13 protein-coding genes are annotated in these 15,555 nt (G+C 64.5%); 9 read left to right on the top strand and 4 right to left on the bottom strand.

The window, feature by feature from the left end; translation table 11 throughout:
• The first annotated feature begins 21 nt into the window (after nt 1-21).
• Nucleotides 22-1,647 carry a methyl-accepting chemotaxis protein gene (locus C9I57_RS15045; protein ID WP_308836358.1) on the top strand — a complete coding sequence of 542 codons (1,626 nt, stop codon included), beginning with the start codon at nt 22-24 and terminating at the stop codon, nt 1,645-1,647.
• A 2-nt stretch (nt 1,648-1,649) separates the two neighbouring features.
• Entirely contained in the window at nt 1,650-2,036 is a 387-nt protein-coding gene (locus C9I57_RS15050; protein WP_258187677.1) for a DUF3579 domain-containing protein, read from the top strand.
• Here the strand turns inward: C9I57_RS15050 and C9I57_RS15055 are convergent.
• A complete protein-coding gene (locus C9I57_RS15055; protein ID WP_146166227.1) occupies nt 2,000-2,362 on the bottom strand; it encodes a hypothetical protein in 363 nt (120 codons plus the stop codon). The genes C9I57_RS15050 and C9I57_RS15055 overlap by 37 nt on opposite strands.
• A 314-nt stretch (nt 2,363-2,676) precedes the next feature.
• Between C9I57_RS15055 and C9I57_RS15060 the strand changes: the two genes are divergently transcribed.
• Nucleotides 2,677-3,156: a metallophosphoesterase family protein gene (locus C9I57_RS15060; protein WP_107151482.1), complete on the top strand. Its 480-nt coding sequence runs from the start codon at nt 2,677-2,679 to the stop codon at nt 3,154-3,156.
• A gap of 80 nt (nt 3,157-3,236) precedes the next feature.
• Here the strand turns inward: C9I57_RS15060 and C9I57_RS15065 are convergent, their stop codons facing one another.
• Entirely contained in the window at nt 3,237-3,512 is a 276-nt protein-coding gene (locus tag C9I57_RS15065; protein WP_026229597.1) for an oxidative damage protection protein, read from the bottom strand.
• 52 nt (nt 3,513-3,564) lie between these two features.
• Nucleotides 3,565-4,956: an amino-acid N-acetyltransferase gene (gene argA, locus C9I57_RS15070; protein WP_107151712.1), complete on the bottom strand. Its 1,392-nt coding sequence runs from the start codon at nt 4,954-4,956 to the stop codon at nt 3,565-3,567.
• A 22-nt stretch (nt 4,957-4,978) separates the two neighbouring features.
• On the opposite strand from argA, the gene hrpA reads away from it, so the two are divergent.
• From hrpA to C9I57_RS15095, 5 genes are all read left to right on the top strand, one after another.
• The gene (gene hrpA, locus C9I57_RS15075; RefSeq protein ID WP_107151483.1) at nt 4,979-9,103 is read left to right on the top strand and encodes an ATP-dependent RNA helicase HrpA; all 4,125 of its coding nucleotides are present in this window, start codon (nt 4,979-4,981) and stop codon (nt 9,101-9,103) included.
• A gap of 135 nt (nt 9,104-9,238) precedes the next feature.
• Nucleotides 9,239-10,264: a YVTN family beta-propeller repeat protein gene (locus C9I57_RS15080; protein ID WP_107151484.1), complete on the top strand. Its 1,026-nt coding sequence runs from the start codon at nt 9,239-9,241 to the stop codon at nt 10,262-10,264.
• A gap of 82 nt (nt 10,265-10,346) precedes the next feature.
• On the top strand, nt 10,347-11,336 hold the full coding sequence (locus tag C9I57_RS15085; RefSeq protein ID WP_107151485.1) for a sterol desaturase family protein: 990 nt from the start codon (nt 10,347-10,349) through the stop codon (nt 11,334-11,336).
• A gap of 78 nt (nt 11,337-11,414) precedes the next feature.
• A complete protein-coding gene (locus tag C9I57_RS15090) occupies nt 11,415-12,290 on the top strand; it encodes an EI24 domain-containing protein (protein ID WP_107151486.1) in 876 nt (291 codons plus the stop codon).
• 10 nt (nt 12,291-12,300) lie between these two features.
• The gene (locus tag C9I57_RS15095) at nt 12,301-13,125 is read left to right on the top strand and encodes a competence/damage-inducible protein A (RefSeq protein ID WP_107151487.1); all 825 of its coding nucleotides are present in this window, start codon (nt 12,301-12,303) and stop codon (nt 13,123-13,125) included.
• 20 nt (nt 13,126-13,145) lie between these two features.
• Here C9I57_RS15095 and C9I57_RS15100 read toward each other — a convergent pair whose 3' ends face one another.
• Entirely contained in the window at nt 13,146-13,610 is a 465-nt protein-coding gene (locus tag C9I57_RS15100) for a rhodanese-like domain-containing protein (RefSeq protein ID WP_107151488.1), read from the bottom strand.
• 422 nt (nt 13,611-14,032) lie between these two features.
• On the opposite strand from C9I57_RS15100, the gene glnA reads away from it, so the two are divergent.
• A complete protein-coding gene (gene glnA, locus C9I57_RS15105) occupies nt 14,033-15,448 on the top strand; it encodes a type I glutamate--ammonia ligase (RefSeq protein WP_018440261.1) in 1,416 nt (471 codons plus the stop codon).
• Nucleotides 15,449-15,555: the final 107 nt, after the last annotated feature.

Below are 15,555 nucleotides of genomic sequence, written 5' to 3' on the forward strand. Positions count from 1 at the left end.
GCCTTTTTTTCGGGGAGCGGCATGATGGGCAACATCAGCATTCGGAGCGCATTGGCTTCGACGATCGCGGGATATACGGGCGCGCTCGTGCTCGTGATCGCGGCGTCCGTCACCGTGTTGAACGAGTCCAACAGTGCGCTCGAAAAGATCTACAGCGACGAGACGGCCGCGCTCACGCATCTCGGTAACAGCAACGAGGCGCTGCTGCAGGCGCGCGTGGACCTCGGCGCTTACGAGACGCTCGTCGCGCAGGGCAAGCCGACGGACGCCGTCCTCGCGCGGATCCATGGCTTGATTTCCGAAAGCGACCGGGAATATGCGGCATATGGCTCGCGGCCGATCTCGGGCGATGTCGAGGCAGCGCTCGCAAAGGCACTTGCCGCCGTGCGCGAGCAGTGGATGCGGCAGGTGCTGAAGCCGGAGGTCGCCGCGCTCGATCAGGATGACTTCGCCTCGTTCCGGTCAGTCGAGCGCGCGGAGCCGGAGGCGCTCTTTGCCGACTACAAGAAGGCGGTGCACGCCATGCAGGCGTTTCAGGTGCAAGAGCAGCGCGTGCATTTCGAAGACGCGCAGCGGCGCTTCGGCGCATTGCTGTGGCTCTTCGCCGCGGTCGGCGCCGCATCGATCGCTATCGGCTGCGTCGCATTGCGCCTTCTGAGCCGATCCGTCATCAAACCGATCGACGGGGCCATTCTTCATTTCGAGAGAATCGCGTCAGGCGATCTGTCGTCGACGGTCGAAACCTCGCGATTCGGCGAGACCGGCCGGCTGCTCGCCGCGCTTGCGCGCATGCAGGCAAGCCTCGTCGTGACGGTCAAGCGAGTCCGCGAGGGCACCGCGGAGATTCGGCACGGCGTGCACGATATCGCGAGCGGCAACGCGGATCTGTCCGCACGAACCGAGCAGCAGGCCGCCACGCTCGAGGAGACCGCGGCAAGCCTCGAAGAGTTGACGAGCACGGTTCGACAGAACGCGGAGCATGCCCATCATGCGAGCGCACTCGCCGATACGGCATCGACAACGGCGGCGCGGGGCGGCGAGGTAGTCGGCGAAGTCGTCGAAGCGATCGCCGAGATGGCAGCCGAATCGGAGCACATCGTCGACATCATCGGCGCGATCGAAGCGATCGCGTTTCAGACGAACATTCTCGCGCTCAACGCGGCGGTCGAAGCTGCGCGCGCGGGCGAGGAGGGGCGCGGCTTCGCCGTGGTCGCCGGCGAGGTCCGCGCACTGGCGCAGCGCTCCGCGGCCGCCGCGAAGGAGATTCGTGCGCTGATCGGCAGGTCCGTCTCGAAGGTGCAAAACGGCACCGAGCTCGCGGCGCGCGCACGCGTCACGATGGACGAGATCGTGCAAGCCGCTCGCGAGGTGACAGCCATCATCGGCGAAATCAGTGCCGCTTCCGAACATCAATCGAGAGGCATCGAGGAAATCAATCGCGCCGTCGCGCAAATGGATCGCGCGACTCAGCAAAATGCCGCGCTCGTCGAGCAAGCGGCCGCGGCGGCTCAATCGCTCGAAGAGCAAGCTCGTCTGCTCGATGAGACGGTGGCCGTTTTCCGCTTGCACGCCGAGGGCGGCGACGTGACCAGCGGCCACCCGGCAGAAGAGCCGCTCGCGATCGCGCCTTCGGTGGCGCACGCATGAATATGACGATGGGCGTGAGCGCGAGCACCAGCACGATCGATGGTCGAGCCGCTTTCCACCTGATACGCGGGGTGACGCAGGGCGGCAAGGTGTTCCGCCCCAGCGACTGGCCGGAGCGTCTCGCCGGCGTCATTGCGCTCTTCGTCCGTGAGAAGAAGCCCGCCGTCGGGCTTGCGGCCTATTCGTTCGCCGTGCCGCTCGTCGAGGAGGGCGTCAGAGGTTTGAGTGTGGCCCCGGAGCTGGCGTCGGTTTGCCCGGAAGCGTTTGATTTCGTCATTCGATTCGCCGCCGATAACGCATTGCCCGTGCAAACGCGTCATCGGGCGGGCAGCGACGGCGCTGACAAGGCCGATCAGGCCCCGGCGCAGACCACGTGCGGCGCGGTGTAAGAGGTCGGGTAGCCGGATGTCGGGCCGCTCAAAAGGCGCAGAGGCTGCGTGGCCAGAACGTCGGCTTGACGCTGCTCGGTCGTGCTGAGCGCGGCAGCGGCGACACCTTCGGGCAGCGGCTGGTTGACGGCGCAAGAGAGGTTCTTGCCGTCGGGGAGCTGAACCGTCGTCGTATAGACGGAATCGGGCGCGGGTCCGGTGAAGGCGAAGTTCGGGTCCGTTGCGGTATAGCTGTAAGCGGGGGGCGTCTCGGCGAACGCTAAGTTCGCGTCAACGCAGACGAAAGCGGCCGCGGCGGCGAAAAGAGTCAAGGATCGAGTTGACATGATGCGTCCTCCTGATGGTGGATACGCATCGGTTAGACCCGGGCCCGCCAGCCCGATTGCGCCGAGTCGGGAAAGACTGCGTTGTGAGATGCGGCGCCTCGCCCCCGGTCGCTCGGCGCAAAAAATGCGTTTCACAAGTCGCCGATCCGCTGCTAGAGTCGATATCCCTTTTTCTTCCGACGAGAGGTATCGATGCAGCTGATCGGCATGCTGGATTCCCCGCCGGCGTTCGTCGCCACGCCGCTCGAGTGATTCGATGCGTCGTTGATCGATCTACATGTACTCCGTGGCAACGGCGGCGCCATAATGTTGGCATGAACCCCGCTCGCGCCACGGTCCGGATCGGCCTCATCTCGGACACGCACAACCTCTTGCGGCCGGAAGCCCTGGAATGGCTTGCCGGTTGCGAGGCGATCGTGCATGCCGGCGATGTCTGCACGCCCCACGTTCTGCAGGCGCTGACTTCCATCGCGCCTGTGACGGCCGTGCGCGGCAACAACGACATCGGCTCCTGGGCGGATGTCCTGCCCGGCGAAACGACCCTCGCTGTCGCAGGAATCGCGATCCATATCGTTCACGACCTCGCTGATCTCAGCGTCGATCCGCGCGCGGAAGGGATCGACGTCGTCGTGACCGGGCACTCCCATAAGCCGTGCGTCGAAATGCGCGACGGCGTGCTCTTTGTCAATCCCGGCAGTGCAGGTCCGCGCCGCTTCAAGCTGCCGATATCAGCGGGGATGCTGCTCGTCGAAAGCGGGCGGCCGCGCGCCGAGCTGCGAACGCTCGTCGGCTGAAGGCGAAAAAGCAAAGCCGGCGCGCGGAGGCTCCGCGAACCGGCTTACGTTCGATCTGATGCGTTTCGGATGCTTGCCCGTCAGCCTTGCGTCGGCGGCACGTAACCCGATGCCTGGTCGGCGCCTTCGCCGAAGAAAAACTTTTCGGTCTGCTTCATCAGATACTGTCGCGCGCGAGGATCGGCCATGTTCAGCCGGTTTTCGTTGATGAGCATCGTCTGATGCTTGAGCCAGGCCTGCCACGCTTCTTTCGAGACGTTCTCGTAGATGCGCTTGCCGAGCTCGCCCGGAAGCGGCGGAAAATCAAGGCCTTCGGCTTCCTTGCCGAGCTTTGCGCATTGAACCATGCGGGTCATCGTCAGTTTCTCCTGATCCTGATAGTCGATTGTGTGGGGCGGGCGCTGCGTGTCAGAGCTGTTTCATCAGCACGAGCGACTTGCGCTGCCAGTTGTAGAGACGCCGGCGATCCTCGGGCAGATCGTCCACGCTGGCCTTCATGAAGCCGCGCTTCAGGAACCAGTGCTCCGTGCGCGTCGTCAGCACGAAAATGCGCGTCAAGCCGCGTGCCCGCGCGCGTTGCTCGATGCGCTTGAGCAATCGCTCGCCGTCGCCCTGGCCCTGCGCATCGGGCGCGATCGTCAGGCACGCCATCTCGCCGATGCGCTCCTGCGGATAGGGATAGAGCGCCGCGCAGCCGAATAGCACGCCGTCGTGCTCGATGACCGAGAAGTGGTCGATGTCGCGCTCGATCTGGTGACGGCCGCGCTTGACGAGCGTGCCGTCGGACTCGAGCGGCTCGATCAGCGTCAAGATGCCGCCGACGTCGTCCGGTGTCGCTTCGCGCAGGCTCTCGAGGTTCTCGTACGAGATCATCGTGCCGACGCCGTCGTGCAGGAAGAGCTCGAGCAGCAAGCTGCCGTCGAGCGAGTAGGGGATCAGGTGCGCGCGCGGGACGCCGCCGCGGCATGCACGCACGGCATGCTTCAGATAGAACGCCGCATCGCCTTTGATTTCGCCGCTGTCGTTGAGGCGGTAGGCGTCGTCGAGCGACATCTCGCGCACGAGCTCGCCGCTTTCATCGAGAATGCCGGCCGTTTCAGTGAGGAAGATGATCTTGTCGGCGCGCAACGCGATCGCGGCGGCCGACGCGACGTCCTCCATCGACAGATTGAACGCTTCGCCCGTCGGCGAGAAGCCGAGCGGCGAGAGCAGAACGATCTTGCGGCTCGCGAGCGAGTGGCGGATCGATTCGGCATCGATCTTGCGCACGAGGCCCGTATGAGCGAAATCGACGCCGTCGAGGATGCCGACGGGCCGCGCCGTGACGAAGTTGCCCGACACGACGCTGATGTGTGCGTGAGCCATGGGAGTGTTCGGCAGCCCCTGGCTGATCGCCGCCTCGATATCGAGCCGCACTTCGCCCGCGGCTTCCTTCGCCGATTCGAGCGCGCGCGCATCCGTGATGCGCATGCCGTGCGAGAACTCCGAGTTCACGCCGTGCAGGCTCATCTGCTCTTCGACCTGCGGCCGCGATCCGTGCACGAGCACGATCTGGATGCCCATCGCCTGCAGCAGGGCGACATCGGACACGAGCGCGTTCAAGAGACCCTGATGAACGACCTCGCCGCCAAAGCCGACGACAAACGTCTTGTTACGGAACGCGTGAATGTACGGAGCGACGGAGCGCATCCAGTCGACGAACTGCGCGTGGTCGGAATCGGGCTGCGCCGCCGCGGGCCGGTTGGCGAGGGGCTCCTGCGGCGCGTCCTGTGGGGAGACGAGGTCGGTTTGAGCATTCATGCCGGGATTATAATGCGCCCCCATGTCGAACGTACCCAATAGTCCGGCCGCGGCCGACGGGAAACCGCCGCGCGCTTCGCAGCGTTCGCGTCCGGACCGCGCACCCGGCCCGCGCGCCGCGCAGATTCCGCCCAATCCCGTCCCGCCGATCGAGTTTCCCGCCGAGCTGCCTGTTTCCGCGCGGCGCGACGAAATCGCGCGCGCGATCCGCGACAATCAGGTCGTGATCGTGTCCGGCGAGACGGGTTCGGGCAAAACGACGCAACTGCCCAAGATCTGTCTCGCGCTCGGGCGCGGGCGCGGCGCGGGCGGCGCCGGTCTCATCGGGCACACGCAGCCGCGCCGCATCGCGGCCTCCGCGACAGCGAGGCGCATTGCGGAAGAGCTCGGCACGGCGTTCGGCGAGGTGGTCGGCTACAAAGTCCGCTTCACGGACAATCTGGCGCCCGGCGCGTCGGTCAAGCTGATGACCGACGGCATTCTGCTCGCTGAGACGCAGACGGACCCGCTGTTGCGGGCTTACGACACGATCATCATCGACGAGGCCCACGAGCGCAGTCTCAACATCGATTTCCTGCTCGGCTATCTGAAGGAGATTCTGCCGAAGCGGCCCGAGCTCAAGCTCATTGTGACTTCGGCCACGATCGACGCCGAGCGTTTCGCGCGCCACTTTGGCACGGGCGACCGGTCCGCCCCCATCATCGAGGTGAGCGGGCGCCTTTACCCGGTCGAGATTCGCTATCGTCCGATCGACGATGGCTCGGCATCGACAAAGACGGCCGATGCCGGCTCGCCGCGCGCGGCCAAGGCGGCGGGCGAGGGCGCGAGAAGCGAGCGCGCGGCGGCTCGCGAAGCGCAGCGCGAGGCGACGGAAGCGATCGTCGACGCCGTCGACGAGCTCACGCGCGAAGGAGGGGGCGACGTGCTCGTCTTCCTGCCGGGCGAGCGCGAGATTCGCGACACGGCCGAGGCGCTGAGAAAGCACCATCCGCCGCATACGGAGATTTTGCCGCTCTTCGCGCGGCTATCGGCCGCCGAGCAGGCGCGCGTGTTCAAGCCGTCGAACGTGCGCCGCATCGTGCTGGCGACGAACGTTGCCGAGACGTCGCTGACGGTACCGGGCATTCGTTATGTCGTCGATACGGGGCTCGCGCGCGTGAAGCGCTATTCCTACCGGAACAAGGTCGAGCAGCTTCAGGTCGAGCCCATTTCGCAAGCGGCCGCGAACCAGCGTGCGGGGCGCTGCGGCCGCGTGGCCGACGGCATCTGCATTCGCCTTTACGACGAAATCGACTTTCAGGCGCGCCCGCGCTTCACGGATCCCGAGATTTTGCGCTCGTCGCTCGCATCGGTGATTCTGCGCATGAAGTCGCTGCACCTCACGGCGATCGAGACGTTCCCTTTCATCGAGCCTCCGCCGGGACGCGCCATCGCCGACGGTTATCAGCTCCTCAACGAGCTCGGCGCCGTTGACGACGAGAACGCGCTGACGCCGCTCGGCAAGGAACTCGCGCGGCTGCCGCTCGATCCGCGCGTCGGCCGCATGATCCTCGCCGCGCGCGATCTCGGCTCGCTGGCCGAGGTGCTCGTGATCGCGAGCGCGCTTTCGGTGCAGGATCCGCGCGAACGCCCTGTCGACGCCCAGGAGCAGGCCGACCAGGCCCATAAGCGCTTTGCCGACGAGCGTTCCGAGTTCTTGCAATGGCTCAAGATCTGGCGTTGGTTCGGCGAAGCCGTCGAGCACAAGAAGTCGAACCGCCAGCTCGCAGACGCGTGCCGCGAGCATTTCCTCTCGCACGTGCGGCTGCGCGAGTGGCGTGATGTCCACTCGCAACTGCTGACGGTGGTGCGCGAGCAGGGTTGGCGCATCGGTGAAAGCGAAGCGACATACGAGCAAGTGCACCTCGCGCTGATGACGGGGCTCTTCGGCAACCTGGGCTTGAAAGCGGACGACGAGCCGCACTATCTCGGCGCGCGCGGCATCAAATTTTTCCTCTGGCCCGGCTCGACGCTCGCGAAGAAGGCGGGGCGCTGGGTCATGGCGGCCGAGCTCGTCGAGACGAGCCGTCTTTACGCGCGCTGCCTCGCGAAGATCGAGCCGGAATGGATCGAAAAAGTCGGCGCGCACCTGCTGAAGAAATCGCTGTCGGAGCCGCATTGGGAAAAGCGCGCGGCTCAGGTGACCGCGTTCGAGCGGGCGACCTTGTATGGATTGCCTGTCTACCAGCGCCGGCGTGTCGCGTTCGGTTCACAGGATCCGGCCCGCGCGCGCGAACTCTTCATTCGCGGGGCGCTCGTCGAAGGCGAGTTCGAAACGAAGCTCGCGTTCTTCGCGCACAACCGCAAGCTGCTCGCCGACATCGAGCAGCTCGAGCACAAATCGCGTCGCCAGGACGTCCTTGTCGACGACGAGCTCATCTTCGCCTTCTATGACGAGGTGCTTGCGCCCGGCATCTACACCGGAGCGGCATTCGAGCGGTGGTATCGCAACGAGGTCGAGAAGAGCGGGCAGCCCGAGGACAAGCTGCGTCTGCTTTACCTGTCCCGCGACGATCTGATGCGGCACGAAGCGGCCGGCATCACGACCGACCTTTTTCCGAAGCGCCTCGCGATGGCGGGCGTCGAGATGGGCGTTTCCTATCATTTCGAGCCAGGCTCCCCCCGCGACGGGGTGACGCTCGCCGTGCCGCTTTACGCGCTGAATCAAGTCGACGCGCGGCGGACCGAATGGCTCGTGCCGGGTATGGTGAAGGAGAAAGTGCAGCTGCTCTTGAAGTCGCTGCCGCAGAAGTTGCGCCGGCATTGCGTGCCGCTGCCCGAGTATGCGGCGGGTTTTGTCGAGCGCAATGAGACGCGTTTCGGAGCGGCAGGGCTCGTCGATGCGCTCATCGCTGACGTGAGAGAGACGACGCAAGTCGCGCTGAAACCGACCGACTTCAAGCTCGAGACGCTGCCCGCGCATCTTTTCATGAACTTCAAGGTCGTCGACGAGCACGGCAGGCAGCTCGCGATGGGGCGCAATCTCGCACAACTGCGCGGCGAGCTCGGCGCCGAAGCGCAGCGGCAGTTCCAGAAACTGGCGGCGCGAGCCTCGGTCGTCGCGGGGGCAGACGTTGCGGCCCCGCAGCCAGGCGCACGCGCGCAGGCCGGCGGAAGGGCGGCAGCCATTCAAGAGGGCGGCGGCGCCGCGCGCCCGACTGGCGCCGCAACGGATGCAGCGCCGGGCCGCTTGGCACCTGGAGCGCGGCCGACGGGAGTCGGCGAAGGCGGCGAAAGTGGCGGCGCCGCGACAGCGCTTTACGAGAACCTGACGACCTGGAACTTCGGCAAACTGCCCGAGCTGCTCGAGATCCGGCGCGGTGGCCAGACGCTTTTCGGCTATCCGGCCCTCGTCGACCGGACGACGCACTGCGATGTCGAAGTGTTCGACTCGCCCGAGGAAGCGGCGCGCATCCATCGCGCCGGCCTGAGGCGGCTGTTCGCGCTGCAATTGCGCGAGCCGATCAAGTATCTGGAAAAGAACCTGCCCGGCCTGCGTGAAATGGCGCTCCAGTTCATGCCGCTCGGCACGCAAGAGATGCTGCGCGATCAATTGATCGACACCGCGCTCGATCGCGCATGCCTGCGGGAACCGCTGCCCGACGACGATACGAGCTTTCACGCGCGCCGCGATGAGGGCAAAAGCCGGCTGTCGCTGCTTGCGCAGGAGATCGCGCGTCTCGTCGGGCAGATCCTCGCCGAGTATTCGGCGGCGACCAAAAAGCTCGCCCAAGCGAAGTCTCAAGCCGCGGCGCACGCCGATATGCAGCAGCAGCTTCAGACGCTTATCGGCAAGCGCTTCATCGTCGACACGCCTTACGCGCAGCTCGCGCACTTCCCGCGTTACCTGAAGGGGATTGCGCTGCGCATCGACAAGCTGAAGGCGGACCCGGCCCGCGACGCGCGCCAGCTCGCCGAGTTGCAGCCGCTGCTCACGCAGTATCAAAGAGCGCAGTCGGCGCGTGGCGGCGTGGCCGACGCGCGGCTCGCGGAATTTCGCTGGCTGCTCGAGGAATTGCGTATTTCGCTTTTCGCGCAGGAACTGCGGACACCGATGCCGGTCTCTGTCAAACGTCTGCACAAAGTCTGGGAATCGATGCAGCGTTGATATGGGTCATATCGGCGCTCGATTTTGCGTTTATGATTCGCCGTTGCCTGCGCCCGCGTTTTTCTCGCGCTGCGGTCAACCGCCCGGACCGCGCAAGCGTTTTAGCATGAGCGTCGGCCTTCTCATCGAGTTCACATGCACAAGAATTTCCTCTCCCGCGCGAAGGGCGCGAGCGGCGTGCTCGCCGCGGCGCTTTTTGCCTCGCTCGCCGTCGGGTTTTCTCCGGCCGCACGCGCCGATAATGTCATCGTGCTCAATTCGGCCGAAGCGACGCTCTCGCTCGTGAACGAAGCGACGCACCAGGTGATCGGCACGATTCCGACGGGCAAGGAGCCGCACCATCTGATGGCGACGCCCGACAACAAGTTGCTGATCGTCGCGGATTCCGTCTCGAACGACCTGATGTTCCTCGATCCGAAGACGGGCAAAGTCCAAAACAGGCTGGAAGGAATCGAGGATCCGTATCAGCTTGGTTTCTCGCCCGACGGCAACTGGTTCGTCACGACGGGGCTGCGGCTCGATCGGCTCGACGTCTATCACCGCGACCCGCGCACGAACGCGCTGACGCTCGCGAAGCGCCTGCCGCTCGCGACGATGCCGAGCCACATGGCGTTCAGCAACGACAGCCGGACCGTCTTCGTCACGCTTCAGATTTCGGGCGAGGTGGCCGCCGTCGATCTGCCGACGCAAACCGTGCTTTGGAAGATGCACGTCGGCAAAACGCCCGCGGGACTCTGGATGACGCCCGCCGACAAATATCTGCTCGTCGGCATGACGGGCGAGGACGATGTCGCCGTTGTCGACTGGCGTCACCAGACCGTCGTCAAGCGCATCCATACGGGTGCCGGCGCGCACAACTTCCGCTCGCTCGACGACGGCCGCCACGTTGCCGTGACGAACCGCGTCGCGAGTACCATCAGCATCCTCGACGAAGACACGCTGACGAACGTCGGCGACATCACGGGCCTGTTGCCCGGTCCGGACGATATGGAGCTTTCGGCCGACAAGCGCTATCTGTGGGTCACGTTCCGCTTCGCGAAACACGTCGGCATCATCGACCTGACGACGAAAAAGCTCGTGCAGACGATCGCGGTCGGGCGCTCGCCGCACGGGATCTATTTCTTCGATCGCGCACCGGTGACGGCGCCCAACGGCGCATAGCGTCGAGACGGTCGAAAGTCGAAAGGTTGCAAGATCGAAAGACGAACGACGAGAGAAAAACGGATACGAGGCGCACGATTTCATGCTTCATCTGATCACGGCTCCGCTCGATACACTGGTCTCGACGCTGCAGACCTGGGTCTACATTCACGCGGTGCAGCCGCTTCTTTTCAAGTTCGGCTGGATGGACTACGACGAAGATTCGTACGATGCGCTCTATCCCGTCATCGTCGGTTTCCTGACCATCGTCGCGATGTACTTGCTGCTGAGGCCGCTCGAGGCGCTGCGGCCCGTCGAGCGCTGGGAAACCCGCAAGGCCGTGCGTGTCGACATCTTCTATACGTGGATCAGCAAGCTCGGCCTCTTCAACCTGTTTTTCTTTCTGGCGTTCCAGCCCCTTTTCGATAACCTGCAGGTCTGGCTGCGCTACCGCAACATCGACAATATCAACCTCGACAACCTGTGGCCGGGCGTGACCTCGCAGCCGCTTGTCGCATTCGCGATCTACTTCGTCGTGCTCGACTTCGCCGGCTACTGGTATCACCGCTGGCAGCATCGATTCGGCGTCTGGTGGGAGCTGCATGCCGTGCATCACAGCCAACGCCAGATGTCGCTCTGGTGCGACGATCGCAATCACCTGCTCGACGATGTGATCCAGGCCGGCTTTTTCGCCGCGATCGCGCTTGCGGTCGGCGTGGCGCCGACGCAGTTCGTCGTGCTCTCGGCCGTCACGAACTTCCTGCAGAGCATCCAGCACGTCAACGCGCGGCTCGAGTACGGGTGGCTGCTCGAACGCTTCATCGTGAGCCCGACATTCCATCGGCGCCACCATGCCGTAGGCTACGGGCATGAGGGTACCGCATACGGCTGCAACTTCGGCGTCGTCTTTCCGTGGTGGGATATCCTGTTCAAGACGGCCTCGTGGAATCGCACGCCGGAGCCGACGGGTATTCGCCAGCAGATCGAAGGTGAATCGTATGGAGAGGGTTTTCTATCGCAACATTGGCTTGCCTTCGTGCGGATCGCCCGGCGGCTTTCTTCCGCGCGCGGCGGCGACGCGGCGGCGCTTTGAGCGCGGCGTTGGGAACCGCTTCGAGAACCGCTTTGAGAATCCTTTGACGGACCCCGGGCCAGCCAGCCGGAAACGACGATGAACGACCTGCTGCGCGCATTCGTTCGGGCCGTCGCGAGCATGCTCCATCCGCGCATGCTCTGGCTCACGTTCATGCCGTTTTTCGTCGCGGCGCTCGGGTGGGGCGTCGTCTTCTGGTTTACGTGGCAGGACCTCGTCGGAATGGTGCGTGCCTGGCTCGCCGGCTCGACGTTCGGCACGACGCTCTTTCATGCGTTCGATTGGGTGGGATTCACGGCGCTTCATGCGGCGATCGCGCCGTTCATCGTCATCGCCATGGCGATTCCGCTCATCGTCGTGACCGTGCTGCTTCTCATCGCGACGATCTCGATGCCGCTCGTGGTGCGCCAGTTATCGGCGCGTCGTTTCGCCTCGCTCGAGCAGCGCCGGGGCGGCACTTGGTACGGCAGCCTCGTCTACGCGCTCGCGACGACTTTCATCTGCCTCACGCTGACGATCGTCACGCTGCCGCTCTGGCTGATACCGCCGTTGTTCGCCTTCATTCCTCCGCTCCTCTGGGGATGGCTCACTTACCGGGTGATGACCTACGACGCCCTCGCGCTGCATGCGAGCCGCGCGGAGCGCATCGCGTTGATGCGCCGCCACCGGTGGCCGCTCCTTGCGATCGGCGTCGCGAGCGGATTGATGAGCACGTTGCCGACACTGATTTGGGCCTGGTCGCTCTGGCTCATCGTGCTCTTTCCCGCGATCGCGGCGGTGACGATCTGGATCTATGCGGCGATCCTCGTTTTCTCGGCACTCTGGTTCGGCCACTATTGCCTGCACGCACTGCAGGTCATGCGCGACGAAGCCGGCCATGGCATGTCCGGCCCCACGAGGCACTTGCCGTCGTCACAATCATCGACGACCATGAACGATCTTCATTCCTCTTGAGGCGGCGGCCATGGCATTTGGCGTCATCATCATCGGCGACGAGATCCTGTCCGGCAGGCGGAGCGACAAGCATCTGCCGAAGGTCATCGAGCTCTTGAACGCTCGCGGGCTTTCGCTGGCCTGGGCCGAGTATGTCGGTGACGACCCCGAACGGATCACGGCCACGCTCGCACGCACGTTCGCTTCGGGCGACATCGTCTTTTCGACGGGAGGCATCGGCGCGACGCCGGACGACCACACGCGCCAATGCGCGGCGAAGGCGCTATCCGTACCGCTCGAGCTGCATCCGGAGGCGGCGGAGCTCATTCGCCAACGGATTCTCGAGATGCATGCGGCGGCGGGAACGCCCGTCGATCTGGAGGCGCCCGACAACAAGCACCGATTCAACATGGGCGTGTTTCCGCGCGGAGCATCGATCATTCCGAACGGCTACAACAAGATCCCAGGGTTTTCCGTCGGCGATCACCACTTCGTGCCGGGTTTTCCCGTGATGGCTTGGCCGATGATCGAATGGGTGCTCGATACGAAGTACGCGCACCTGCACCATCAGGTGCCGCGTGCCGAACGCTCGCTGCTCGTCTTCGAGCTGATGGAATCGACGCTCACGCCGTTGATGGAGAAGATTGAGGCGGACTTTCCGGGCGTGCGCGTGTTCAGCTTGCCGAGCGTCGGCGACGCCGAGCGCGGCGGCGTGTTTGCGCGCAGGCACATCGATCTCGGCGTGAAAGGCGAGCCCGAGGCCGTCGCGGCCGCCTACGTCAAGCTACGCGAAGGCGTTCACTTGCTCGGCGGCGATATCGTCGAGCCGGAAACGCCGCCGTTCGAAGGGCAATAACCCGGCAAGGCGGCGCGCCGTTACGCGCCGATCCAGGGCAGGCCGCGGTGGCACCATCCTTCGAACGTCTTGCGATGACCGCTCCCGTCCTTGCCGCCTTCGAATCCTTCGAGGACGTCGAATGCTTTCGTGAAGCCGGCATGATGTGCCGCAACGGCGGCCAGCTTCGAGCGCGCCGCGCTGCGGCACAAGAAGAGTACGGGGACATCGGCTGATGCGAACCCTCGCAGTTGCTCGATGAACTCGGGGTTCGGGATGCCGCCCGGGTAGCGCGTCCATTCGACGTGAACGTATTGGCCGTCGCCGACGATGGGCCGGCCTACCCAGTCCAGTTCCGCGCGCGTGCGCACGTCGACGAGCCGCGCCGCCGGATCGAGTTGCATGAGCTCGAACGCTTCGGCGGGCGAGAGCGCCCCCGCATAGGGCAACTGGCTTTCGGTGCGGCGCTTGTCGGCCTGCGCCAGGATTTGTTCGAGCGTGCTCATACCACGGGTTCCTCCACGAGAAAGACACATTCTAGCGCCACCCTTTCACGGCGGACCCTCGGCACGAGAGGGATGCACGAAATCGCGCCGGCGTCCCAAAACGGTGCAAAATGTGGTGCGGTGCACCGTTTCGGCTCGCTGTGAGTCGGCTCGTATCTGGTGTGCACCGTTTATGTGCATCTCGCGTGAAAGCGGCGAAGCCGGTATGCCTGGCGGTGCACGGCCGCGTTCCACCAAGGGGCGCGCGCTCGCCGACGCTCGAGAGTGCCCGCTACCCCGAATGTGGGTGGTTGAGCAATTGGCATGAAAGATGCTCTAATCGCCCGCGTTTCGCTCGAACGCCGGCTTCCGGTATCGGCAGTCAGCCGAAGCGGGCACGAAGAAGCGAAGAACCGCCGAACCTATCAAATGGAGAAGAGGATATGAGTAAAACCGTGGCCGACGTCATGCAGCTCGTCAAGGACGAGGACGTCAAGTTTGTGGACTTTCGCTTCACCGATACGCGCGGCAAGGAGCAGCACGTCTCCGTTCCGCTGTCGGCGTTCGAAGAAGACAAGTTCGAAAGCGGCCATGCGTTCGACGGTTCCTCGATTGCCGGCTGGAAGGGCATCGAAGCCTCGGACATGTTGCTCCTGCCGGACCCCAACACGGCATTCATCGATCCGTTCTACGAAGAGCCCACGCTGGTTCTGACCTGTGACGTGATCGAGCCGTCCGACGGCAAGGGCTACGAGCGCGATCCGCGCTCGCTCGCGAAGCGCGCCGAAGCGTACCTGAAGAGCACGGGCCTCGGCGACACGGCCTTCTTCGGTCCGGAGCCCGAGTTCTTCATTTTCGACTCGGTCCAGTGGAGCGCCGACATGTCGGGCTGCTTCGTGAAGATCGGCTCGGACGAGGCATCGTGGTCGTCGGGCAAGGAATTCGAAGGCGGCAACCCGGGTCACCGTCCGTCCGTGAAGGGCGGCTACTTCCCCGTCGCTCCGGTCGATTCGTTCCAGGACATGCGCTCGGAAATGTGTCTGCTGCTCGAGCAGATCGGCATTCCCGTCGAAGTCCATCACCATGAAGTGGCCGGCGCCGGCCAGAACGAAATCGGCACGAAGTTCTCGACGCTCGTGCAGCGCGCCGACTGGACGCAGCAGCTCAAGTACATCGTCCAGAACGTCGCGCACACGTACGGCAAGACGGCGACGTTCATGCCGAAGCCCGTCGTGGGCGACAACGGCTCGGGCATGCACGTGCACCAGTCGATCTGGAAGGACGGCCAGAACCTGTTCGCGGGCAACGGCTACGCAGGCCTCTCCGAGTTCGCGCTGTTCTACATCGGCGGCATCATCAAGCATGCTCGCGCGCTCAACGCGATCACGAATCCGGGCACGAACTCGTACAAGCGTCTCGTGCCGCACTTCGAAGCGCCCGTGAAGCTCGCTTACTCGGCGCGTAACCGTTCGGCTTCGATCCGTATTCCGCACGTCTCGAATCCGAAGGGTCGCCGTATCGAAACGCGCTTCCCGGATCCGCTCGCGAATCCGTACCTCGCGTTCTCGGCGTTGATGATGGCCGGCCTCGACGGCGTGCAGAACAAGATCCATCCGGGCGAAGCCGCGGACAAGAATCTGTATGACCTGCCGCCGGAAGAAGACGCGAAGATCCCGACCGTCTGCGCAAGCCTCGATCAGGCGCTCGACGCACTCGACAAGGATCGCGAATTCCTCACGCGCGGTGGCGTGTTCACGGACGGCATGATCGACGCTTACCTGGAGCTCAAGGAAGGCGAACTGCAGCGATTCCGCATGACGACGCACCCGGTCGAGTTCGACATGTACTACTCGCTCTAAGCTGTGCGATGCGCTTCGCCTTCGACAGTCGGCGGAGCGGATACGCCGCTTACGAACGGTAGTCTCGAAGGGACGGCGGCGCCGTCCCTTTTTTGTGAATCTCGTTC

It is taken from the genome of Trinickia symbiotica (assembly GCF_003028655.1).
GTDB lineage: Bacteria > Pseudomonadota > Gammaproteobacteria > Burkholderiales > Burkholderiaceae > Trinickia > Trinickia symbiotica_A.